A 22,735-nucleotide genomic window follows, 5' to 3' on the forward strand; every position below is an offset into this window, starting at 1 on the left:
ATCTGCTGTCCCTTCTGGTGAGGAAGGAAGTGCAGATCCGCTACCGCGGATCCGTCCTCGGCTGGCTGTGGTCGTACGTCAAGCCATTGCTGCAGTTCGTCGTCTTCTATTTCGCCATCGGCGTGTTCCTCGGCATGAACGGCCGCGTCGACTACTTCCCGATCTATCTGCTCGCCGGCATCACGATCGTGACCTTCTTCAACGAGGCGTTCTCGAACGGCACCCGTTCACTGGTGGACAATGCCGCGCTCATCAAGAAGATCTACCTCCCTCGAGAGATGTTCCCGGTCGCGAGCATGCTGATCGCCGCGGTGAACACTGTCCCGCAGATCATCGTGGTGATGGTTATCGCCGTGTTCTTCGGCTGGACCCCGTCCCTGCTCTCGTTCGCCGCGATCCTTCTCGCGCTCGTGATCGTGGCCGTGCTCGCGAGCGGCCTCGGCCTGCTCTTCGGCTCCATCAACGTCTCCTTCCGCGATGCTCAGAGCTTCGTCGAGATCATCGTGATGGTGGCGATCTGGGCATCGCCCGTGATGTACGAGTGGACTGCGGTCGCCAACGTCGTCCCGGACTGGCTCTTCACGCTGTACAGGCTCAACCCCCTCACCTCCGCCGTCGAACTCTTCCACTACGGCATCTGGTATCCCCTTGGACCGAGTAACGGCGCCGTCCAGCCCGATCTGTGGACCTTCGCCGGTGTCGCCGTGCTCACGTCATTCGTCATGCTGGTGCTGGGCCAGTTCGTCTTCCGCCGGCTGGAGGGTCGCTTTGCGCAGGATCTCTGAAACTCCGAGGATCGTCGTCAGGGACGTGCGCAAGGAGTTCAAACTCCGTCACACGCACTCGATCAAGGAGACTGCTCTCGCCGCGGTCCGCCGGAAGCCCTTGACAACGCAGTTCCGAGCTCTCGACGGTGTCTCGTTCGAGATCGCCGAGGGTGAGGCCGTCGCACTGCTCGGATTCAACGGCTCCGGCAAATCAACCATGCTCAAACTCATCTCGGGTGTGCTGACACCCGACTCGGGCAGCATCCTCACGCGCGGACGCGTCGCCGGACTCATCGAAGTGGGGGCCGGTTTCCATCCCGATCTCTCCGGACGGGAGAACATCTACCTGAATGCAGCGATTCTCGGGATGTCGAAGAAGGAGATCGATGCTCGATTCGAGTCCATCGTCGACTTCAGCGAGATCGAGAGATTCATCGACACCGAGGTGAAGCACTACTCCTCGGGCATGTTCCTCAGGCTGGCCTTCTCCGTGGCCATCCACACGGAGGTCGACGTTCTTCTCATCGACGAGATCCTCTCCGTCGGCGACGAGCCCTTCCAGAAGAAGTGCCTCACCCGCATCCGCGAACTGCATGCAGAGGGCAAGACGCTGGTGGTGGTGAGCCACGATCTGGATATGGTCTCGAAACTATGTGACCGCGGCGTTCTGCTCCGGGATGGAAAGGTGCTCTTCGACGGCCCGAGCACACAAGCCGTCGAGGTCATGCGCACCTGAGCCGCGGCCTTTCAGAGTTCTGCGTGCAGCGCCCAGAGACGCTCAGCGCTGCTCGGCCAGGAGAACGCCCTGGCTCGATCGGACGCCAGCACGCGCAGACGCCTCCCGCCTGCACCGAGGGCGTCGACGAGCGCGTCTTCGAGTTCTGCAGCCTGCACCACCGCTCCCCCGTCGGCGATCACATCGCGGTGCACCCCGAGTCGACCGCGACCACAGGGATCGCGAGCGCCATCGCCTCGACGGCGCGCCACGGCCACGCCGTGTGCTCCGAGGTCGCGACGAACGCCGCCGCTCCGCCGAGCACGCTCGCGCGATCCGCATCATCCAGCCGGCCGCGGATGTGCGCTCGCTGCTCGGACAGTCCGGCAGCCGCCGCGGCATCCGCCAGCGCCGGCTCCGTCCCCTCCACGGCATCCAGCACGACGCCTTCCGCCCCAGCCCGTGCTGCCGCGCGGAAGCCGGCAGCCAGCGACTCACCCTCCCCTGCGATCACGACGTAGCGGTCCGGCAGCTGCAGCGCCTCCCGCCGCGCAGCAGCATCCGACGGCATCCGGAAGCCGTCCGGAGCCGCGCCTGCGATCACCCGGATACGATCACCCAGCTTCGCGATCTCGCCGAGCTCCTGCGCCATCGCATGCGAGGGCACCACGACGGCATCCGCGTGCTTCACCGCCCTCTTGAGCATCGCCCGCTGCCACGAGACCCGCGCCTTCGGCAGCGCGTCGGGCATCTCCCAGGCGCACAGGTCCCACAGCGTCACGGTGATCTGGTGCGCGTCGTGGGTTCGGTCGTGCCGCACGAGGGGGCCATCAGGCTCGGGGCGTGGATGAGCCCGCCGCCCACGCCGGGGGCGATGCCCAGCTGCCAGGCCGCAGCCAGCTCCTGCCGCCCGAGGGACAGCGTGCGCACGTCCTGCACACCGCGCACGTGCACCTCGCCACCGCGGGGAACGAGCGCTGAGACGACGCAGCCGCGGGGGCCGTGGCTACCAGCCCCGCCGTCAGCGACAGGGCCGCACGCGCCTGATCGACGTTCACGACCTGCGACGCCTGATCCAGCACGACGCGAAGCTGCACACTCATGAAGTCAGCCTAGGCGAGGCGGGCGCGGATTCCCCGAGGCGGCGCCGTCACACCCCGGTCAGCTCTCGGGAGTCTCCTTCTTCGGCGGATGCAGGGCATCATGCACCATCTCGCGCACCAGCTCGTAGTCCGGATCCTTCTCATCGATTCCGTTCTCGGGCGTCAGCTCGATCCGCGTCACCGGCTGCGCCTTCGCCTTCATCATCAGATCGAAGAACTCCGGCAGCTTGTCCTGCGGCAGATCGGTCGAGGCCAGCGCCGTGCTCGCATCCATCACCGCGCCGAAGTTCGCCAGCACGTTCTCGGGAGTGAACTGCGCGAGGATCGCCTCCTGCAGCTGGCGCTGCCGCTTCATGCGGTCGTAGTCGCTGGTGGTGTACCTCGAGCGTGCATACCACTGCGCGGTGTCGCCGTCCATGTGCTGCTCGCCGGGCTCGATCCAGCCGATCGCCCAGTCGTCGACGTCGTGCGCACCCGACCCGGGCGGCGGACCGCCCTTGGGCAGGCGCTCGGTGACGGTGATGTCCACCCCGCCGAGGGCGTCGACGAGGTCGGCGAAGCCGTTCATGTCGACGAAGGCATAGTACGGGATCTCGATGCCCAGCACGCCCTCTGCCGCGTCCTTGGTGGCCTCGATGCCCGGTGCGGAGCCGTGCAGCGCGGCATCCGGATACAGTCCCGCGCCGTGGTCCTCGCGGCACACCTCGGCCGCATTGCGCACCTGGTTCATCCACGGGTTCCACCCGCACGTCTTGTCGCTGTGCGACTCGAACCCATCAGGGTACAGCGCGCGCATCGGACTGCCCTCGCTGAACGGCGGGTGCGGCATCTCCCGCGGGATGCCGGTGATCGTCATCGCGCCCGTGGTCGCGTTCACCGAGACCACCGAGATGCTGTCGAAGCGCATCGAGTCGCGGCCGTCGCCGCTGTCGGCACCGAGCAGCAGGATGTTGTAGTAGCCGTCGCTGGGCGGCAGGCTCGGCCCGCTGTTGCCGAAGACCGTGCCGAGCGCGCCGCGTCCGGACGCCACCGCCCCGGCGGCGAACACGACACCGGAGCCGATCAGAGCGAGCACGAGCACGGATGCGATCGGCGCCGCCCACCGGGTGATCACGGGCAGCTTGATCACCCGCAGCAGCCGCAGCGTGTCGAGGGTGAGGACGATCCACAGCACCAGGTAGCCCACCAGCAGCACCTGCACGAGGGTGAGCACGAACCATGAGAGCGGGCCGGAGACGAGCCAGATCACGCTCTGGCGGGAGAACAGCGCCAGCCCGGCCGCGATGATGATGACTGCCCAGCCGAACAGGGTCGCTCCGAGCCCGAAGCGTCCGAGCCGTCTGCTGCCGGCCAGCACCTGCGCCGAACCGGGGATCAGCACGTTCAGCACGATCAGCCACCAGGCGCGCCGACCCATGGCATCCGCATCCTGCGGATCCGGATGCCGGATCGGATGCGTCTCGATCAGCGGGCGCACGCTCCGCTCCGAAGCGCGTGGAGCCGCCAGGGTCACAGCGAGTCCTTCAACCGCCGGTTCTTCAGCTCCACCTGACCCTCGAGATCGCGGGCATACGCCTCGACGCGGTCTGCGAGGTCGGCATCCGATGTTCCGAGTATGCGAGCGGCGAGGATGCCGGCGTTGCGGGCGCCGCCGATCGACACCGTCGCGACGGGGATGCCGGCCGGCATCTGCACGATCGACAGCAGCGAGTCCATCCCGTCCAGGTAGGCGAGCGGCACCGGCACGCCGATCACCGGCACGGCGGTGACGGATGCCAGCATCCCGGGCAGGTGCGCAGCGCCGCCGGCACCGGCGATGATCGCCCGGATGCCGCGCGCCCGTGCCTCGCGGCCGTAGCTCATCAGCTTGTCGGGCGTGCGGTGCGCCGAGACCACCTCCACCTCGTGCGGGATGCCGAAGTCGGTGAGCGCCTGCGAGGCATCGCTCATCACGCGCCAGTCGGAGTCGGAACCCATGACGACGCCGACCAGGGGCGAAGAGGAGGAATGCAGCGGCTCAGTCACCATGACAGGCTACGGCGCGGCCCTGTGAGTTCCCGGCAGCGGCACGCCTGCGCCACACCATGCGACCGGCGGGTCGACATCAGAGGAACTGCGTGACGGTGGCACGGGCCGTGTAGACGGCATCGTCCAGGTCGTCGCCGACCACGTTCACATGACCGACCTTGCGACCCGGGCGGGGCGTCTTGCCGTAGGTGTGCACCTTGGCATCCGGGTGCTCCTCCATCGCCTGCGCGAACCGATCCTCCAGCGCGCCGTCCTCGGGCCCGCCGAGGATGTTGACCATCACGGTCCACGGGGCACGTGGTTCCGTGCCACCCAGCGGCAGATCCGCGACGGCGCGCAGGTGCTGCTCGAACTGCCCGGTCACGGCGCCGTCCTGGCTCCAGTGGCCGCTGTTGTGCGGGCGCATCGCCAGCTCGTTCACCAGAATGCGCTCGTCATCGGTCTCGAAGAGCTCGACGGCCAGCATCCCGGTCACGCCCACTCCTTCGGCGATGGCCCGGCCGATCTGCTCGGCGACCTCGACCAGCCGGGCCCCGGTGCCGGGGGCCGGCGCAATGACCTCGGCGCACACCCCATCGCGCTGCACGGTCTCGACCACCGGATAGGCGACCATCTGCCCGCCGGGGCGGCGTGCCACCTGCTGTGCCAGTTCACGCCGGAACGACACCAGCTCCTCGGCGAGCAGTGCGTCATCGCCGGTGAGCGCATCGAACCAGTTGGCGGCATCCGCACCCGCATGCACCACCCGCACGCCCTTGCCGTCGTATCCGCCGCGCGGCGTCTTGACCACGGCACCGCCGCCGTGATCGTCGATGAAGCGCTGCAGCTCCTCGGCGTCGCGCACCGGCGCCCAGTCCGGCTGCGGGATGCCGAGCTCGGCGAGCCGAGCGCGCATGACCAGCTTGTCCTGGGCGAACTGCAGGGCGTCCGGCCCCGGGTGCACCTGCACGCCGTCGGCGACCAGCGCACGCAGCACCTCCTGCGGAACGTGCTCGTGGTCGAAGGTGACGACATCGACATCGCGGACGAACGCGCGCACGGTCTCCAGATCGCGGTAGTCGCCGACCGCCGTGGCCGCCAGCTGAGCGGACATGCCCTCGTCCTCGGCCAGCACTCGAAGGTCCAGGCCCAGTTCGACCGCCGGCGCGATCATCATCCTCGCCAGCTGTCCCCCGCCGATCACTCCCACGCGCACCGTCATCCGCGGCTCCTCTCGTCGGTGACCATTCTCCCGCATCCGCCGGCCGATCACGTTCCGCCGTGTGCGACGGATGCTACGCCTGACCGGACTGGGCGTCGCGATGCGCGAGGATCTGGTTCACCTCGATCTGATCCGCGAGCACCTCGTGCACGAGGTTGACACTGGGCACGTTGACCAGCCGCAGCGGGGCATCGATGCCGTTGCTCAGCGTGATCGTCCCGGCTCCCCACATCCGCTGGATGATCCCGCGACGCACGCCGATCGAATAGCCGCGGGTGTGCGAGAGCTCGCGCCGGCTCCTGGCCCCCAGCCCGTCGCGCACGATCACGCGACGGGTGGTGATCGTGTACGACCGCGAGAGCCAGATCAGGAACGGTACGATCACCAGCAGCACGATCGCTGCAGCAGCCGCGGCGAGCAGCATCCAGTCCTCGAACCCCGACGGCAGGTTGTCGTAGAAATATGCGGTCGCGCCGCAGACGCCGATCAGCACCACGGCCGACCAGAACAGGCGGCGGGCATGGCTGCGGAATCTGGCGACCAGCAGTTCTTCGACGGGCGCACCGTGCGGCGGCATCATCGGCCGTCCTCCGAGCGTCACAGGCTGGGTCACCCCTCCATTGTGCCTGCGACCGGCGGCAACACCGCCAGCCGTGCTGCGGCGTGTCAGCGCCTTGGACACCGGGAGCAGAGGCCGCTCAGGCCGGGCGCACGTGCACGACGTCTCCGGAAGACACCTCGCGCTCGACATGCCCGTCGTCGACCACCAGGCAGCCATCGGCGGCGAGCCGCACCGCGCGCCCGGCGAGCACGCTCCCGTCCGGCAGCGACACGTTCACATCCAGCCCGAGCGTCAGGCAGCGGGCCGAGGCAGCGGCGAACAGTCCGGATGCCGCGGCATCTGCTTCGCGAGTGAACGCCTCGACCAGCGCCGACAGCCCGGACAGGTAATCGGAGAGCAGCCTGTCGACGTCGACCGCGACGCCCAGCGCCGCGAAAGAGGTCGCGGTCGGCACCGGCAGCTGCTGCGCGGTCATCGCCGTGTTGACGCCCGTGCCCACGATCACCGCGCGGTGAGTGACCTCGGCGAGGATGCCGCAGATCTTCCGTCCGTCGACGAGCACGTCATTGGGCCACTTCAGGCCGACGTCGTGACCCGGCAGCTGGGCGGCGACGGCATCCGTCATCGCCACTCCCGCCGCCAGCGGGATCCAGCCCCACGAACCGACGTCGGCCGGCAGCGCCCGCAGCAGCACCGACACGGCGAGCGCCGCGCCGGGCGGTGCGATCCAGACGCGATCCAGCCGGCCCCGGCCGGAGCTCTGGGAGTCGGTGAGCAGCACCGACAGGTGCGGCCAGGCCTCGGCATCCGTCGCCCGCCTGCGCAGCTCGGCGTTGGTGGAGCCGCACTCCGGCAGCACGAGCAGCCGGGAGGCGAGTGCCTGCGTGCCGGTCAGATCCATTCAGGCCTCGTCATCCGGGTCGTCGTTGGCGTCGTCGTCCTCGTCCTCGGGCTCGATCGCATCCCGCGCGTGCCACTGCTCCCACTTCTGCATGAGCTGCTCGATCGCGGAGTGGAACTCGGCTGTCGCCACGCCGGGGGTGGTGTCGCCGAAGTAGTGCGTGGACCACTCCCGCAGCCGCTCCACGGTCTGCTCGTCGGCGAGAACGCGATCCACCTCTGCGACGACCTCGGCGGCTCCGGCGGTGGTCAGCCATTCGCACCCCGACAGATAGCCGCGGCGGTCGACCTTGGCGTGGGGGTTCGCCGGCTGTGTCACCAGCAGCGGCTTTCCCGTGGCCAGGCGGTCGTAGATCATCGCGGAGATGTCCGAGATGGCGACATCCGCGGCGGCGATCTGCCAGCCGACCTCCGGACCGTCGTCATAGACGTGCTGGGCGCTCGGGTCGGTGGCGTTCGCCGCACGGATCATGGCGATGATCTTCCGGTTCGCCGCACCGTAGGCGTCGTCCATCACGCCGGTGCGCGGGTGCGGCCGGTAGATGACGCGATGGCGCCCGGAGGCGAGCAGCTGCTCGACGAGGGTCACGCCATGGCTGAGCACGGAGCCGTAGCTCATCGACTGGCGATCGCCCTCCCATGTCGGCGAGTACAGCACCACCGTCCGCTCATCGGGCCTGTACGGCAGCGGACCCTCGAAGTAGTCGGCCTGCGGCCGGCCGATGCGCAGCGCGCGCTCATCGACGTCGTAGTTCCACAGCGCACCGGCGAGCCTGTCGTGCGCTGCCTGGCCGGCGATGAAGGTGAAGTCGTAGGACTTGATCTGGTTGCTGGCCATATAGACCTTGTCGGACTCGCCATGGCTGATGAACACGTGCCAGCGGTGCCCATAGCGGAACATCTGGAAGTTGCGCGTGTTCTGGTTCACGTACAGCACGACGCGGATGTCCTGGGTGGCCAGGAACCGCTCGAGCTGGTTGATCCTGGGCACGAAGGCCACCGGCAGCGCCTTCTCCTGCAGGAGCTTCTCGGCACCGGTGGGGTTGCGGGAGAGCACCACCACCGGCCACCGCTCCGCGAGCTTCTGCAGGGGCTTGTACCACTGACGCATCTGGTACATGTTCACCGCGGCATCCGCGAAGTACACGGCGACTTTGTAGGTTCCCTCCGGATGCTTGCCCTGGGCGCGCAGGGTGCTCTGCACCCGCTGTGCCGCCGATCGTGTTGCCAGCGCCCTGCCCAGCAGCCGGTACGCCTTCTTCCCATCCGAAACGACACCCATCGTTCCAGAATACGGGCCGCGCTCGACGGGGCATCACCCCATGACCGCGCCGCATGACATGATCGACGGATGCAGCACGATGACAGGCCCGACCCCGGTGGGGTGTCGTTCATCATGCCCGTGCTGAACGAGATCGACTACCTCGAGCACGCGGTGCGCTCGGTGCTGGAGCAGGACGTCGACGGCCCCACCGAGCTCGTGCTGGCGCTCGGTCCCTCCAGCGACGGCACCACGGAGCTCGCGCAGCGTCTGGCCGCCGAGGACGACCGCCTGCTGCTGGTCGAGAACCCTCAGGCGCACATTCCGGTCGGTCTGAACGCCGCCATCCGCGCGAGCAGCCACCCCACCGTGATCCGCGTGGACGCGCACTCCGAGCTCTCCCCGGCTATGCCCGCCGGGCCCTGGAGACGCTGCAGCGCACCGGGGCCGCCAACGTGGGCGGGGTGATGCGCGCCGACGGCCGCACGCCCTTCCAGCGTGCCGTGGCCCGGCTGTACAACGCGCCGGTCGGCCTGGGCGGCGGCGCCTATCACGGCGGCGCTCCGGAGGGCGAGGCAGAGTCGGCGTACCTCGGGGTGATGCGGCGTGAGGTGCTCGACGAGGTCGGCCTGTTCGACGAGACGATCCGCCGCGGCGAGGACTGGGAGCTGAACCTGCGCATCCGGCAGGCCGGGCACCTGGTCTGGTTCGATCCGGCGCTGTCGGTGACCTACTGGCCGCGCGAGAGCTGGTGGCGTCTGGCCCGCCAGTTCCGTGCGACGGGTGCCTGGCGCGGCGAGCTGGTGCGGCGCTACGGCCGCCGCAACGGTCTGCGCTTCTTCGCCCCGCCTGCGCTGGTCGTGCTCACCGCGCTGGCGGTCATCATCGGCATCCTGCAGCTGACGGGTGTTCTGCGCGCGGTCGCATCCCTGCTGGCATCCGTCGTCTACCTGCCGCTGATCGCGTACGCGGCGCTGGTGCTCGCGGTGGGGCTGGCGGGCGTGGGGATCGCGCGCGGGCCTCGCGGCCTGCGCGAGCGGCTGTGGACTTTGGCCGTGCTGCCCACGATGCACATCTCCTGGGGTCTGGGGTTCCTCGCCGGCGTGCTGCGCGGCGCCGGCGACACAGTCGACGCCTCCCGCCTCGGCTCCCGCAACACCCCGCTCCCCTGATCGCAAGCCCGTCAGGCGGTCAGCCAGCCGAGGTCGAGGATGCGGGAGACCACGCGGTCTGCAGCCCCGCCATCGTCGAGACGGTTGAACTGCGCGGCCCATGCCGCGTATCGCTCACGGTAGGCGCCCGGGCCGTCGGGATCCTCGAGCGCGCGCACCAGCTCGTCCTGGCTGGTCACCAGCGGGCCGGGGGCACGCTCGGCGAGATCGAAGTAGAAGCCGCGCAGCTGGCCGCGGTAGTGCTCCAGATCAGGCACCAGGAAGTACATCGGCCGCCCGGTGATGCTGAAGTCGAACATCACCGAGGAGTAGTCGGTGATCAGGGCATCGGCGACCAGCAGCAGCCGTGCCGTCTCGGGGTAGCCGGTGACGTCGATCACCCGGGAGCCGGCCCGGTCGCGTCCGGGCTGCAGGGTACGGGAGTGCCCGCGCACCAGCACCACCGAGTCGGTGCGGGCCGCCAGTTCGGCCGGGTCGATGAAGTCGACCATCTCGGAGCGGTCGTCCCGCCAGGTCGGCGCGTACAACAGCACCCGCTCGTCCGGTGCGATACCCAGCGCCGCACGGATCGGCGCGGGATCGCCCGTGGTCAGCATGTCATTGCGCGGGTATCCGTCCGTCCAGATGGGCTTGCCGAAGAACGCATAGGCCTTCCTGAGCACGCGCGCGGAATACACGTTCTGCGCGAGCAGCGCGTCCCAGCGCCGCGATTCCTTGACCACGGCGGCCATGCGGCGCGGATCGAAACCGGGCCGGTGCAGCGCGAGACGCTTCAACGGCGTGCCGTGCCACGTCTGCAGCACGTGCTGGCCAGGCTTGCGCACGAACCGGCGACGCAGCCAGTCGTTGACGATCAGCATCCGCGCCGAACCACGTGCCCGCCACCACTCCGGAGTACCCTCCACGACGGCGACCGCGCCCTCGGGCACCTCCACCGACAGGTCAGAGACCGCCCAGTATCGAACCACCGACGGCGCGCGCTCGGCGAGCACCCGATCGATGGCACGCGGGTTGCAGCCGGAGGTCTGCCCGTAGAAGCTCTCGAAGAACACGGCGTTCTCGTCCGCCCCGATCTGCGAGATGTACCGCTCCTCGAGCGTGCGCTGCCCCTCGGCAGTGACATATGCCGGATCCAGCGGCGCCGCGATCAGCACCCTGGCACCGTGCGCCTCGATGCGCAGGATCGGCAGCAGCGTGGGCGCCACCTCGAGCCCCGCCAGGTCGGCATCCGGGATGTCGAGTTCGTACCGGCCGGACGGCAGCGGCAGCTCGGCGCCACCCCACCGCACGGTGTGCAGCGGGAACGTCGCCTTCCAGGTCTTGCCGCCGCCGGTGACCTTCGCGACGACGCGCGCACGCGGGCCGGTCAACACAGCGGATGCCGGGCGTGGTCCGGTTCCCGCGACGATCAATGTCTGCGACTGCTCATCGATGCGAGCGGTGGTCATCGTGCTCCCTTCGGCGCGGGGATCCCCCGCGCGCGGATCGCTCGGTACACCCGATGGGCGTTGCGCCCATCGCGGTGGGCGTGCATGTGCGCGCTGAGCTCGGCCGAGCGCCGGGCGCGGTCGGCCCGCGCCACGTCGTCGCCGAGCACGGCGTCGAGCTGATCGATCGCGCCGTCCCAGTCGCGCGCGTAGTCGGCGCCGGCGACGTCTTCATAGCGGCCGTAGAAGCCGCGCTCGCGCGCATAGGCCTCCACATCGGGGGCGAGGTACACCACCGGCATCGCCAGCAGTCCCACGTCGTACGCCATCGAGGAGTAGTCGGTGACGAGCACGTCCATGCGCGGCAGTGCGGGCGTGACATCGGCGAGCAGCTCGGCGCTCAGCATCCGAACCCGCCCGCTCGACCATGGCGGAGCGTAGGAGCCCTCCCCCAGCGGATGCGAGCGGATGAACAGGATCGCGTCGTGCCGCTCCAGCATCCGCACGATCCGCACCCACTGCCCGGCATCCGGCACGGCAGGATCGGCGGCGCCGTCGCGCCACGTGGGCGCGTACAGCACCACCCGCTGCTGCGAGAGCAGGGGCCCGGTGCGGGTCAGCAGAGCGGATGCCGTGGCCCGTCGCTCCTGAGCGGTACCGGCGGAGAGCACGTCCACGCGCGGCTCGCCCGTGACGACGACGCGATCATCGCCGAGGCCGAAGGCGGACTCCAGCCGGCCACGTGATCGGTGCGAGGCCGCCGGCAGCACGCGGATGCGCTGCGCGGCCGAGCGATATGCGACGGTCAGCAGGCGACGCAGCAGCTGCGCGCCCGGCAGCCGCGCCGGCACCTGTGCGGTGACCGGGGAGTCCAGGCCGATGCGCTTGAGCGGGATGCCGTGCCACAGCTGCACGACGAAGCCGTCGCTGCTTCCATAGCGGTTCACGTCGCCCAGCCCGTGGGTGACGACGATCACCCCGGCGCGGGCAGTCGCCCACCAGCCCCGCAGTCCGTCTCTGCGGCAGGTACGGATGCCGAGGGCCTTGGCATCCTTCTCCTCCTGCGGCGAGCGCGTGAGCCAGAGCGTGCGATGGCCGGCGGCGTGTGCCTCGCGCTGCAGGGCGAGTGCACCATCGCCGATTCCGGCTCCACAGCCGAACACCCAGGTGCCGCCGCGAGGAACGAGCGCGGTTCCTATGCGTCCGACGGCATACATCGGCAGCCGGAGCAGCTTGGCCGCGTTGCCGGTTCCGAACGAGAAGGACGCCACCTCGCGAGCCTATCGCGCGGTGGCGTCCCGTCCTGGCAGTCGACTGGGGATCCGAGTGGCGGATTCCCGTATGGGCTCAGAGCTTGAGCTGACCCAGCGTCGCCTCGGTGGTGTAGGTCTTTCCGGAGCGGACGTAGACGATCTTCACCGTGGAGCCGGCCGCCTCCGCGCGCACCTGCGCGGTGAGGTCGGTGGCGCTGGAGATCGGCACCCCGTTGAACTCGGTGATGACATCTCCGGTCTGAAGGCCCGCCTTCTGCGCGGCCCCTCCGGCGGTCACACCGGAGCCGCCGCCATTGGGTGCAGAGATCACCGCGCCGGCAACCGTTGCGTCCTGCATCGACGACGCATCGCGCACCGTAGCGCCGAGCAGGCCGTGGGTGGCTGCGCCGTTCTCGATGATCTCGCCGGACACGCGCTGGGCGATGTTCGCCGGGATGGCGAAGCCGACGCCGATCGAACCGGACTCGCCGGAGGACGATGAGGATTGGCCGGCGGTCGCGATGGCGACGTTGATGCCGATCAGGCGGCCCTTGCTGTCCACCAGCGCGCCGCCGGAGTTGCCGGGGTTGATGGCGGCGTCGGTCTGGATGACCGAGATCGAGATGGACTGCTTGGGCTGCTGCTGGGTGCCCAGCCCGGGAATGTCGAACTGGAACGGATTGCCGCCGTCGCTGTCGCCGTCACCGCCGTCACCGGGCTGCTGAGCGTCGGGCGTGGTGTCGGGCACGGCGGAGGAGGCGACCTGGATGCTGCGGTTCAGCGCGCTGACGATTCCTGTGGTCACCGAGTTCGACAGCCCGAGCGGTGCGCCGACGGCCACAGCCGTGTCGCCTACGTTGAGCGCGGACGAGTCACCGAACTCGATGGGCGTCAGGTCGGTTGCGTTGTCGAGCTTGATGACGGCGAGGTCGTAGATCGGGTCGGTGCCGACCACGCTCGCCGAGTAGATGCGACCGTCGGAAGTCGTGACGCGGATGGTGGGGTCGGCCACCTCGCCGCCGAGGGTGACCACGTGCGTGTTGGTGAGCACGTAGCCGTTCTTGTTCAGGATGACGCCGGATCCGCTGCCGGATGCCCGGGATCCGGCCACCTCGATCGTCACGACCGAGGGGAGCACCTCGGTGGCGACCGCGGTGGTCTCGTTGACCGAGCCGGGATTGTTCACTGTGACGGTCTGCGGGCCGGTGGCCGACTGCGAGGTGGGCTGGTCGAGCACCGCGACGCCGAGCGCGTGGCCCCCGAATCCTGCCACGCCTCCCACGAGAGCTGCGGCGAGCAGAAGCCCTGCGACCTTGACCGCTCCGCCGCCCTTGTTCTGAGAGCCGGTCGAAGCCGGGGCGCCGAGCGTCGGGCCCAGCGGCTGGGTCGGTGCGCCGGCGGAGGTCATCGGCTGTCCGAATCCTCCGAAGGACGACCCTGTCAGGTGCGATGCGGCGTGCGCGGGATCGGTGTACGCGGGCTGGCCGGCAGGAGCCGTCGCCTGGTGAGCAGGTGCACCGGCCGGCGACTGCCAGGCCGGGGCCTGCGTGGGTGCCGGGGCCTGCGTGGGTGCCGGGGCCTGTGCCGACGAGGAGTCGGGGCCGCTCGGGGCAGGGCTTCCGGGGGCCGACGCGGCGTGCGGAGCCTCGGGGGCGGGGATGTCACCGCTGGTGTTGTTGTCGTTCATGATCTGCTCCTTCCAGGCGCATCATCAGAGTGACAAGTCAGTCTGTGCTTTTCATATGGCGAAGATGGATGTCCGCTATGGTCTTAGCCTGTTCTGCATGGACAACATTCCCGGTGCCTGGCGGCGAACCGCCGCAGGAGCAGGTCTGCTCTCCCCCGCGGGAGAGGTCGCGCCCACCATCTTCGCAGAGATGTCGGCCGCTGCGGTGCGATTCGATGCGATCAATCTCGGGCAGGGCTTTCCCGATGAAGACGGCCCCGCGGCGGTGCTCGAGGCTGCGCGGGAAGCCATCGCGCAGGGCGCGAATCAGTATCCGCCCGGGCGCGGAATCCCCGACCTGCGCACCGCTGTCAGCGAGCATCAGCAGCGCTTCTACGGGCTGGTCGTCGACCCCGACACCGAGGTGCTGGTCACGGCGGGGGCGACCGAGGCGCTGACGGCCGCACTGCTCGCGCTGATCGACTCCCCCGACGACGAGGTGGTCGTCTTCGAGCCCTATTACGACTCCTACGCTGCAGTCGTGGCGCTGGCCGGCGCCCGGCTGCGCACCGTGCCGCTGCGGCGCCCCGATTTCCAGCCCGATCTCGATCGGCTGGCCTCCGTCGTGAACGACCGCACCCGGATCATCCTCGTGAACGACCCGCACAATCCGACCGGTGCAGTGTTCGCATCCGAGGTGCAGACCGAGATCGTGCGCCTGGCGCAGAAGCACGACGCGATCATCGTCACCGACGAGGTGTACGAGCACCTGTCCTTCCACGCCCCGCACGTGCCGATCGCCACCCTGCCCGGTGCCGTCGAGCGCACCCTGACGATCTCCTCGGGCGGGAAGACCTTCTCTGCGACGGGCTGGAAGATCGGCTGGGTGCACGGGCCCGCCGAGTTGATCACCGCGGTGCTCACCGTGAAGCAGTACCTCACCTACGTCAACGGCTCGGCCTTCCAACCGGCGATCGCCGTGGGACTGCGACTGCCCGACTCGTATTTCGCCGACGCGGCGGCCGTGCTGCTGCACAAGCACGAGGTGCTCGGCGATGCCCTGCGCACCGCAGGATTCGAGGTGCACTCCCCGCAGGGCGGGTACTTCACCGTCGCCGATGCCACGGCGCTGGGCGGCGCGGATGCCGCGGAGTTCTGCCGCGCACTGCCGGGCCGGGTGGGAGTGGTCGCCATCCCGATCAGTGCGTTCGTGGCACCGGAACACCATGCCGGCTATGCCGGCCTGGTGCGGTTCGCGGCATGCAAGCGCATCGAGGTGCTCGAGGAGGCGGCCTCCCGCCTCGCGACGCTGCGCTGACCCCTCGGCTGTTCCTGGCTCCCAGGCCCCCAGCTTCAGGTGGCGCAACACGCCGCATCCGCCCGGCCTGAGGCGACCATTCGCGCCCCGCGAAGGTGGGGCGATCAGCCCTTCGGCGAGACGACGTAGCGACGCAGGCGCAGCACGGGGTTGATCTCGCGGGTGCGGGCGATCAGCTGAGGATCGACGGATGCCAGGGCGATGCCCTCCCCGCGCTGACCCCTGCGACGACGACCCCCTGGGGGTCGATCACCTGGGAAAGGCCGACGCCGATGGGCGCCGGGTGATCTGCGGCGATCACATAGGTGGTGTTCTCGATGGCGCGGGCGGTCAGCAGCGTGTTCCAGTGGTGCTCCTTGAGCGCACCGCGTACCCATTCGGCCGGCACGATCAGGGCATCCGCCCCGGCGTCCACCAGCGTGCGCGCCACCTCGGGAAAGCGCAGGTCGTAGCAGGTCATCATGCCGAACCGGATGCCGTCGACGTCGAACACCGAGGTCTGACCCGCCTCACCCGCCTCGATCCACGCAGACTCGGTCTGCCCGAAGGCATCGTAGAGGTGCTGCTTGCGGTACATCGCCTGCACCCCGGCATCCGACACCGCGACCAGGGTGTTGCGCACCCGACCGGCATCCGCCTGCTCGATCAGCCCTGCGACGACCACGACGTCATGCTCGGCGGCGAGACGCCGAAGCGCCTGCGCGAAGGGACCGTCGAGGGTCTCGGCGTTGGCCGCGAGCGAGTCGTCCATCGGGTCGGTGAAGAAGCTGGCGTACTCCGGAAGCACGATCACGCGGGCGCCGCGGGCCGCGGCCTCGGTGACGAGCTCGGTCACGCGCCGGATGTTGGACCCGCGGGAATCCGTGGGAGCGAACTGGCAGACGGCGACGAGCGGAGCGGATGCGGACATATGCCCATCCTCGCACCCGCCTCCCGCAACGGGCATAGCCTGGTGGCGACCCGAGGAAGGAAACCCCATGACCGACTCCCCTACCCGTCCCGCAGCCCTGAGCTGATCCGACGTCGCCGCCAGCTCGTGCCCGACACCACGGCCGCGTTCGAGGCGTTCAGCAAGCAGGTCTTCGCCGCCGGTGCGCTGGATGAGACGACCAAGCAGCTCATCGCCGTCGCCGTCGCCCACGTCACGCAGTGCCCGTACTGCATCGACGGCCATACGAAGCAGGCATCCCGCAAGGGAGCCACGGACGAGCAGATCATGGAGGCGATCTGGGTCGCCGCGGAGATGCGGGCGGGTGGCGCCTACGCGCACTCCGTGGTCGCGCTGAACGCCCTGGATGCTGCGCACGGTCACTCGCACGAGTAGCGAGGTCGCCTGCGTGTGAGCGCCACGGCTGAGCGGCAGCCGCCGCGCATGCGAAAGGCCCCTGATCCGGATTTCTCCTGATCAGGGGCCTTTCTTGTGTCGCATTCTCGTTGCGGGGGCAGGATTTGAACCTACGACCTCCGGGTTATGAGCCCGGCGAGCTACCGAACTGCTCCACCCCGCGGCACGTCTTATAGCCTAACACGCTCCAGATCCCGGGGCTAATCGAGCAGGGTCCGCGATACACGCGGGCGTGTCGACCTTTCGGCGCCCATGCCGGGACATTCGCGGGGCCCATATGGTCGTCTCCCGGCGAGGGAAGCGACCATATGGGCCCCACGAAGCAGAGTTCCGAATCGCGAGCTCCGGGTCAGTCCTGATCCTCCAGCGCAAGGAGCTTCTCGATCGCGGCGGTGAGCTTCTTGTCCTGGGCGGCGAACTCCGTCAGGTCGCCGGCCTTCAGCGCGGCCTCACGTGCCGTCAGCGCCTCCTTGGCATCCGACAGCGCCTGCGCCACGGCATCCGACGGTGGCGCGGTAGTGCCGCCCTCGTCCGGCGGCGTCGTCTCGCCCCCATCGGGCGGCGTGGTGCCCTCGTCATCGGGCGGCGTCACGCCCTCATCGCCGCCGACCGCGCCGGCATCGCCGCCGAAGAGCGCATCGAGCGCCTCGGTCAGCGTGTCCTCGAACGCGACCCTGTCGCCGAACGCGACCAGGATCTTGCGGAGGTTCGGCAGCTTCGTGCCCTCGGAGGACTGCACGAACACCGGCTGCACATACAGCAGTCCGCCGCCGACCGGAAGGGTCAGCAGGTTGCCGTACTTCACCTCGGACTTACCGATCGTGAGCACGTTGAGCTTCTCGGCGACCGTGGCATCGGAGTCGAAGGTGTTCTGCACCTGGCCGGGCCCGGGCACCGTGGTGGAGGTGTCGATCTCCAGCATCCGCAGCTTTCCGTAGTCCGGATCCTTGACACCGGCCGTCGACCCGGCGTCGGAGTCCACCGCCAGGTAGCCCATCAGCACCTGTCTGCTCTCGCCGGCCCCGTCGGCGGGGATGAAGGTCGAGAACATCGAGAAGCGCGGCTCGTCCTGACCGGGCATCTTCATCGACAGGTAGTACGGCGGCTGCAGCTGCGACTTGATGCGCGGGTCCTCCGGCGTCTGCCAGCGGTTGTCCTCCTGGGCGAAGGAGCCCGCGTCATCGATGTGGTAGACGCCGAGCATCGCCCGCTGCACCTTGAACAGGTCGGTCGGATAGCGCACGTGGCTGATCAGGTCGGCCGACATCTCGCTGATCGGCTTGACCGTGGCCGGGTAGACCTTCTGCCAGGCCTGGAGGATCGGATCCTCAGCGTCCCAGGCATACAGGTTCACGGAGCCGTCGTAGGCGTCGACGGTGGCCTTGACCGAGTTGCGGATGTAGTTGATGTTGTCAAACGCGACGGTGGATGCCGGGGTGTTCGCGTCGGCGATGGCATCGCGCAGACTGACCGTCTTGGAGTACGGGTACGCCGAGCTGGTCGTGAAGCCGTCGACGATCCACACGATGTGGCCGTCCACCACGCTCGGGTACGGGTCGTGATCCAGAGTCAGGTACGGGGCGACCTTCTGCACGCGGGTGAGCGGATCGCGGTCGTACAGGATCTGCGACTCGGAGTTGACCAGGTTCGAGAACAGGATCTGCTCCGACTGGAACTTCAGCGCGTACAGCAGCTTCGTGAACGTGTCGCCGATGCGCGGCCCGCCGTCTCCCGTGAACGTGGTCTTGGTGTCGGTGCTGTCGCTGTCCTGACCGCGGGGATAGTCGATCTCCACCGGCTTGGTGCCCTCGGGGGCACCGACGATGGAGTATTCCGGCGAGGACTCACCGAAGTACACCCGCGGCTGGAACTTCTCGCTCTCGCTCAGGAAGCCCGAGGTGGGGATGCCCTGTTCGAGGAAAACCGGCTCACCGTCGGAGGTGCGCTCGTTGCCCGCCATCGCGACCAGCCCATAGCCGTGCGTGTACACGGCGGTGCGGTTGTTCCAGCTGTCACCGGCGCCGAGCTTGGTCATGTCCAGGTCACGCACCGAGACGACCGTGTCCTGGGACTTGCCGTCGATCGTGTAGCGATCCACATCCAGCTCAGGGGCGAACTGGTAGTAGGAGCGGTACTGCTCCAGCTGCCGCACGGTCGGTCCGATCACGGCCGGGTCCATGATGCGCACGGATGCCGTGGTGTCGGCGTCGGCGCGCAGCTGACCGGCGGCCGTGTCAGTCGTCGCCTTGAACGGAGTGACCTCCATGTCATCGACACCGAACGCCTGCTTGGTGGCCTTGATGTTCCGCTCGTAGTACTGCGCCTGATAGCTGTTCTCGTTCGGCTTTACCTGGAAGGTGGTGACCACCCAGGGGTAGCCCATGCCCACCACGAGCGAGGCGACGACGAACAATCCGGTCGCCGCGAGCGGGAAGCGCCAGCGGCCGATCGCCGCGGTCACCAGGAACAGCACGGCCACGACAGCCGCGATGATCGACAGGATCGCCAGGCCCGGGATGGTGGCGTGCACGCCGGTGTACCCTGCGCCGGTGATGCGCCCCTCGGGCTGCACCAGGGTGAGGTAGCGATCCAGCCACAGGCTCACCGCCTGCACGGCCAGGTAGATCCCGGCCAGGATGGCCAGCTGGATGCGGGCCGGCTTCGAGATGCGCAGCTCGCGGTGGCCGACGCGCACCGAGCCGTACAGGTACGACACCAGCGCGGTGATCACCAGGCACAGCAGCAGCACGGCCGAGACGAACGCGAGCAGCATCGAGTAGAACGGCATCGCGAACAGGTAGAACCCGGTGTCGACGCCGAACTCGGGGTCGACGGTCGTGGTGGTCACGCCGTTCGCCCATAGCCACACGGTCTTCCAGTTGCCCGCGGCGGCGAATCCGGCGAAGATGCCGAAGAACACCGGCATGCCCCACATGGCCAGTCTGCGCAGCGGCTCGATGACCTCCTGATAGCGATCAAGCTGCGAGCTCAGCCGCACGTACACCGGTCGCAACCGGTAGGCGAGCTGGATGCACAGGAAGATCGGCAGCGCCATGCCGAGGAATCCCACCGCGAACATCGACACGGTCGCGAACCACTGCGTGGTCAGCACCGTCGTGAATGTCAGCTGGTCGAACCAGAGATATTCGGTGTACAGCGACGCGAAGATGAAGAACGCCACGATCAGGGCGACGATGATCGCCACCGACACCGTGAGGATCCGACGGGATGCGCTGTGCGTGGCCGCGGGAGAAGAAGAGGAGGTGGTCACCCTGCCATACTATGCAGGCCGGCTATGGACTGACTCCCGGTTCCGCTCAGCGCGGACGGATCAGCGGACGGATGCCGTGCACACCGGCAGCTTCGAGGTATCGCCGTCCTCGGCGATCACCTTCAGGATGTCCAGCGACTCATCCAGGCTTCCGGTGCGATACACCTGCAGACCGTCCGGGATGTGTCCGACGACCTCGTCGCAGTTACTCTCCGGAGCCAGGAAGACGGTGGCGCCGGCATCCAGCGCCCCGTACAGCTTCTGACGGATGCCGCCGATCGGCCCCACCTCTCCGGCCGCGTCGATCGTGCCGGTGCCGGCCACTTTCTTCCCGCCGTTGAGCTCGCCGGGAGTGAGCGTGTCGATGATCCCGAGCGCGAACATCATCCCGGCGCTCGGCCCGCCCACGTTGTCCAGCTGCAGTCGGACGTCGATCGGGAAGTCGTAGTCGGTGGTCAGGGAGATACCGATCAGCCAGACCGTCGCGCCATCGGCATCCGTCGTCTTCTGCGGCGTGATCGCCACAGTGCGGGTCTCGCCGTCCCGCAGCACGCTCAATTCGACCTCCGCGCCCTTCGCCTTCTGAATCGCGTCGCGCAGCAGCGTCGCCGAATCGACATCGGCCCCATCGACCGCCAGGATCCGATCGCCTTCCTGCAGGTTTCCCTCTGCGGGCGATCCCTCGATCACGCTGACCACCTCGACCTGGGCGCCCACGTCATAGCCCAATTCGGTCAGCGCGGCGGCCGTCGCTTCGTGCTGGGAATCGACCATCAGCGCCGCATTGCGCTCATCGCGCTGCTCGCTGGTCACCCCCTCGGGGAACACCGCGTCGATCGGAACCACCGCTCGGGTGGGATCGAACCAGGCCAGCGCGAGCTCGAACCAGGTGGGCGTGCGCTGCCTGTTTCCGACCGTCTGCACCGTCAGCAGGTCCAGAGAGCCGCCCGTGGGATATGTCTTCGCTCCGTCGACTTCGATCAGCGGCACCTCAGTGCCATCGGCGCCGAGAGCCGTGCCGAGGGTGTCGAAAACCGGGCCGGGGCGCTGGATCACGTACTGGGTCGGGATGAAGGTCAGCCCGACCAGCGCGACCAGCGCGACGCTCAGAGCGACGACGCCGACGGTCGTGCCGTTGCTGCGGCGTGATGACACGTGACCTCCGGGCGTTCGCGAGCGGCGTACAGGGATCCGTGCTTCTCGGAGCGGAGCACAGGATCGTGTGACTAGCGTAGAGCGCACACGCTACGGGCATGCTGAGAGGGCGATACGCATGGCAGACGACGATCAGGACCCTTCCGACTTCGAGGAGATGCTGCGCCGGATGATGTCGGGCGGGCAGTTCGATCCCGAGGCGCTGCGCGAGGTGCTCTCGAACATGCAGGGCGACGGGTTCGACCCGAACATGATGTCGGGCATCATGGCGCAGATGAAGGGGATGTTCTCCGGCGATCCATGGCAGAACGCCGAGCAGCAGGCGCTGCACCTCGCCAATCGCGACGGACTGAGCATCACCAGCGGCGCGCAGTCGTCCCTGGCGGACGCCTTCGGTCTGGCGAACCTGTGGCTGAGCGAGGCCACCACGATCTCGGAGCTGACCTCGACCCCGCAGGCGATGACCCGCGGCGAGTGGGTGCAGAAGACCCTTCCGGTGTGGAAGGAGATCGCCTCGCCCGTCTCGACCTCCATCGCCGACGCGCTCACCGACGCCCTGCAGACACAGGTGCCTGAAGAGATGCAGGGCATGGTGCAGGGCGCCGGCGAGCTGATGCGCGGCCTGGGCGGCTCGCTGTTCGCCACGCAGTTCGGGCAGGTGCTCGGCCGGCTCTCGCTCGAGGTCGTCTCGGGGGAGACGTCGGCATCCCGGTGCTCCCGGCGGGGACCGCCGCGGTCATCCCGCAGAACATCGCCGCTTTCGGAGAGGGGCTGGAGGTCCCCGAGGATCAGATCGCCCTGTATCTGGCAGTGCGCGAACTGGCCTACGCGCGGCTGTACCGGCACGCGAAATGGCTGCACCTGCACGTGCTGTCGCAGATCACCGACTTCGCGCGCGGAGTGACCGTCGACATCGATGCGCTCGAGGACGTCGCCTCGCGCCTGGATCCCACCGATCCCGAGGAAGCTGCGCGCCGCGATCGAGGGCGGGGCGCTGCTGCCTGCACAGACCGAGGCGCAGCGCGAGGCGCTCACCCGCCTGGAGAACCTGATCGCGACGATCGACGGCTGGGTGGACGTCGTCACCGGCCAGGCCATCGCGCGGCTCCCCGACGGCGCACGGCTCGCCGAAGCAGCCCGGCGCCGCCGCGCGGTCGGCGGTCCGGCCGAGGACGCACTGGGCGCGCTGGTGGGGCTGAAGCTGCGTCCGCGTCGACTGCGAGAGGCGTCGGCGATGTGGCAGGCGGTGACGGATGCCGTCGGCATCGCCGCCCGCGACACGCTGTGGGACTACCCCGATCTCATGCCGCTCTCCAGCGACATCGACGATCCGTCCGCCCTCATCGAGCGCCTGCAGGCGCTGCAGCGCGGTGAGACCCCCGCTGCGGACGAGTTCGACGAGGCGCTCGCCCGCCTGCTGGACGGCGAGGACTTCCCGAACGACGACGCCCCGAACGACGACGCCCCGAACGACGACGCCCCGAACAAGGACGCCCCCGAAGACGACGCCCCCGAAGGACCCACCCCGGTCTGATTCGCCGAAACCCCCTCTGCGCGTCGAGACCCCTCATGAATTGCGCGATTCATGAGG

The 22,735-nt window shown here is 68.7% G+C and carries 19 protein-coding genes, 1 tRNA gene and 2 pseudogenes; 7 read left to right on the forward strand and 15 right to left on the reverse strand.

Annotated features, from left to right (window positions below; all coding sequences use genetic code 11):
- Positions 1-29: 29 nt before the first annotated feature.
- Together QUE33_RS06755 and QUE33_RS06760 are read left to right on the forward strand one after the other, a co-directional pair.
- The gene (locus tag QUE33_RS06755; RefSeq protein WP_350226531.1) at positions 30-785 is read left to right on the forward strand and encodes an ABC transporter permease; all 756 of its coding nucleotides are present in this window, start codon (positions 30-32) and stop codon (positions 783-785) included.
- Entirely contained in the window at positions 769-1,503 is a 735-nt protein-coding gene (locus QUE33_RS06760; protein WP_286302687.1) for an ABC transporter ATP-binding protein, read from the forward strand. The genes QUE33_RS06755 and QUE33_RS06760 overlap by 17 nt, the downstream gene beginning before the upstream one ends.
- Before the next feature lie 11 nt (positions 1,504-1,514).
- Here QUE33_RS06760 and QUE33_RS06765 read toward each other — a convergent pair whose 3' ends face one another.
- Together QUE33_RS06765 and QUE33_RS06770 are read right to left on the reverse strand one after the other, a co-directional pair.
- Positions 1,515-1,697 (reverse strand): hypothetical protein, encoded by a 183-nt coding sequence (locus QUE33_RS06765; RefSeq protein WP_286302689.1) that lies wholly within the window; start codon positions 1,695-1,697, stop codon positions 1,515-1,517.
- Positions 1,682-2,302: a glycosyltransferase gene (locus QUE33_RS06770; protein ID WP_286302691.1), complete on the reverse strand. Its 621-nt coding sequence runs from the start codon at positions 2,300-2,302 to the stop codon at positions 1,682-1,684. The genes QUE33_RS06765 and QUE33_RS06770 overlap by 16 nt, the downstream gene beginning before the upstream one ends.
- Before the next feature lie 23 nt (positions 2,303-2,325).
- Between QUE33_RS06770 and QUE33_RS06775 the strand changes: the two genes are divergently transcribed.
- Positions 2,326-2,463 (forward strand): hypothetical protein, encoded by a 138-nt coding sequence (locus QUE33_RS06775; protein ID WP_286302693.1) that lies wholly within the window; start codon positions 2,326-2,328, stop codon positions 2,461-2,463.
- Positions 2,464-2,643: 180 nt separating this feature from the next.
- Here QUE33_RS06775 and QUE33_RS06780 read toward each other — a convergent pair whose 3' ends face one another.
- The 6 genes from QUE33_RS06780 to QUE33_RS06805 form a co-directional block, all read right to left on the reverse strand.
- Positions 2,644-4,062: an LCP family protein gene (locus QUE33_RS06780; protein ID WP_378762313.1), complete on the reverse strand. Its 1,419-nt coding sequence runs from the start codon at positions 4,060-4,062 to the stop codon at positions 2,644-2,646.
- Positions 4,063-4,094: 32 nt separating this feature from the next.
- Positions 4,095-4,562, reverse strand: a complete 468-nt coding sequence (purE, locus tag QUE33_RS06785; RefSeq protein WP_286303085.1) for a 5-(carboxyamino)imidazole ribonucleotide mutase — start codon at positions 4,560-4,562, stop codon at positions 4,095-4,097.
- A 127-nt stretch (positions 4,563-4,689) separates the two neighbouring features.
- A complete protein-coding gene (locus QUE33_RS06790) occupies positions 4,690-5,814 on the reverse strand; it encodes a 5-(carboxyamino)imidazole ribonucleotide synthase (RefSeq protein ID WP_286302697.1) in 1,125 nt (374 codons plus the stop codon).
- 73 nt (positions 5,815-5,887) lie between these two features.
- Positions 5,888-6,427 (reverse strand): PH domain-containing protein, encoded by a 540-nt coding sequence (locus QUE33_RS06795; protein WP_378762309.1) that lies wholly within the window; start codon positions 6,425-6,427, stop codon positions 5,888-5,890.
- Between the two features lie 85 nt (positions 6,428-6,512).
- On the reverse strand, positions 6,513-7,277 hold the full coding sequence (locus QUE33_RS06800; RefSeq protein WP_286302700.1) for a biotin--[acetyl-CoA-carboxylase] ligase: 765 nt from the start codon (positions 7,275-7,277) through the stop codon (positions 6,513-6,515).
- Complete coding sequence (locus QUE33_RS06805) at positions 7,278-8,558, reverse strand: hypothetical protein (protein WP_286302701.1); 1,281 nt, start codon at positions 8,556-8,558, stop codon at positions 7,278-7,280. It abuts the gene before it with no gap.
- Between the two features lie 69 nt (positions 8,559-8,627).
- Here QUE33_RS06805 and QUE33_RS06810 point away from each other — a divergent pair.
- A pseudogene (locus QUE33_RS06810) lies at positions 8,628-9,709 on the forward strand (glycosyltransferase family 2 protein).
- An 11-nt stretch (positions 9,710-9,720) separates the two neighbouring features.
- Here QUE33_RS06810 and QUE33_RS06815 read toward each other — a convergent pair.
- From QUE33_RS06815 to QUE33_RS06825, 3 genes are all read right to left on the reverse strand, one after another.
- Positions 9,721-11,157: a CDP-glycerol glycerophosphotransferase family protein gene (locus tag QUE33_RS06815; protein WP_286302702.1), complete on the reverse strand. Its 1,437-nt coding sequence runs from the start codon at positions 11,155-11,157 to the stop codon at positions 9,721-9,723.
- A complete protein-coding gene (locus tag QUE33_RS06820; RefSeq protein WP_286302703.1) occupies positions 11,154-12,407 on the reverse strand; it encodes a CDP-glycerol glycerophosphotransferase family protein in 1,254 nt (417 codons plus the stop codon). Before QUE33_RS06820 ends, QUE33_RS06815 begins: the two co-directional genes overlap by 4 nt.
- Before the next feature lie 76 nt (positions 12,408-12,483).
- Entirely contained in the window at positions 12,484-14,076 is a 1,593-nt protein-coding gene (locus tag QUE33_RS06825) for a trypsin-like peptidase domain-containing protein (protein WP_286302704.1), read from the reverse strand.
- Between the two features lie 97 nt (positions 14,077-14,173).
- Here QUE33_RS06825 and QUE33_RS06830 point away from each other — a divergent pair, with 97 nt between their 5' ends.
- Complete coding sequence (locus tag QUE33_RS06830; RefSeq protein WP_286302705.1) at positions 14,174-15,373, forward strand: aminotransferase class I/II-fold pyridoxal phosphate-dependent enzyme; 1,200 nt, start codon at positions 14,174-14,176, stop codon at positions 15,371-15,373.
- A 172-nt stretch (positions 15,374-15,545) separates the two neighbouring features.
- Here the strand turns inward: QUE33_RS06830 and QUE33_RS06835 are convergent, their stop codons facing one another.
- Positions 15,546-16,283: a carbon-nitrogen hydrolase family protein gene (locus QUE33_RS06835; RefSeq protein ID WP_350226532.1), complete on the reverse strand. Its 738-nt coding sequence runs from the start codon at positions 16,281-16,283 to the stop codon at positions 15,546-15,548.
- 126 nt (positions 16,284-16,409) lie between these two features.
- On the opposite strand from QUE33_RS06835, the gene QUE33_RS06840 reads away from it, so the two are divergent.
- A complete protein-coding gene (locus QUE33_RS06840) occupies positions 16,410-16,697 on the forward strand; it encodes a carboxymuconolactone decarboxylase family protein (protein WP_286302707.1) in 288 nt (95 codons plus the stop codon).
- Between the two features lie 110 nt (positions 16,698-16,807).
- On the opposite strand, the gene QUE33_RS06845 is transcribed toward QUE33_RS06840, so the two are convergent.
- From QUE33_RS06845 to QUE33_RS06855, 3 genes are all read right to left on the reverse strand, one after another.
- Positions 16,808-16,881 (reverse strand) — tRNA-Met (locus tag QUE33_RS06845).
- A 186-nt stretch (positions 16,882-17,067) separates the two neighbouring features.
- Positions 17,068-19,989 carry a UPF0182 family membrane protein gene (locus QUE33_RS06850; protein ID WP_286302709.1) on the reverse strand — a complete coding sequence of 974 codons (2,922 nt, stop codon included), beginning with the start codon at positions 19,987-19,989 and terminating at the stop codon, positions 17,068-17,070.
- 60 nt (positions 19,990-20,049) lie between these two features.
- The gene (locus tag QUE33_RS06855; RefSeq protein ID WP_286302712.1) at positions 20,050-21,144 is read right to left on the reverse strand and encodes a YlbL family protein; all 1,095 of its coding nucleotides are present in this window, start codon (positions 21,142-21,144) and stop codon (positions 20,050-20,052) included.
- A 118-nt stretch (positions 21,145-21,262) separates the two neighbouring features.
- Here QUE33_RS06855 and QUE33_RS06860 point away from each other — a divergent pair.
- A pseudogene (locus QUE33_RS06860) lies at positions 21,263-22,678 on the forward strand (zinc-dependent metalloprotease).
- The last annotated feature ends 57 nt before the right edge of the window (positions 22,679-22,735 follow it).

The organism is Microbacterium suwonense, from assembly GCF_030296555.1.
Taxonomy (GTDB): Bacteria; Actinomycetota; Actinomycetes; order Actinomycetales; family Microbacteriaceae; genus Microbacterium; species Microbacterium suwonense.

What these genes read in the sequence shown, in the direction of transcription:
- purE (WP_286303085.1), bottom strand. Translation starts at nt 4,562, where the DNA reads ATGGGTTCCGACTCCGACTGGCGCGTGATGAGCGATGCCTCGCAGGCG.
- QUE33_RS06790 (WP_286302697.1), bottom strand. Translation starts at nt 5,814, where the DNA reads ATGACGGTGCGCGTGGGAGTGATCGGCGGGGGACAGCTGGCGAGGATG.
- QUE33_RS06800 (WP_286302700.1), bottom strand. Translation starts at nt 7,277, where the DNA reads ATGGATCTGACCGGCACGCAGGCACTCGCCTCCCGGCTGCTCGTGCTG.
- QUE33_RS06805 (WP_286302701.1), bottom strand. Translation starts at nt 8,558, where the DNA reads ATGGGTGTCGTTTCGGATGGGAAGAAGGCGTACCGGCTGCTGGGCAGG.
- QUE33_RS06815 (WP_286302702.1), bottom strand. Translation starts at nt 11,157, where the DNA reads ATGACCACCGCTCGCATCGATGAGCAGTCGCAGACATTGATCGTCGCG.
- QUE33_RS06825 (WP_286302704.1), bottom strand. Translation starts at nt 14,076, where the DNA reads ATGAACGACAACAACACCAGCGGTGACATCCCCGCCCCCGAGGCTCCG.
- QUE33_RS06830 (WP_286302705.1), top strand. Translation starts at nt 14,174, where the DNA reads ATGGACAACATTCCCGGTGCCTGGCGGCGAACCGCCGCAGGAGCAGGT.
- QUE33_RS06835 (WP_350226532.1), bottom strand. Translation starts at nt 16,283, where the DNA reads ATGTCCGCATCCGCTCCGCTCGTCGCCGTCTGCCAGTTCGCTCCCACG.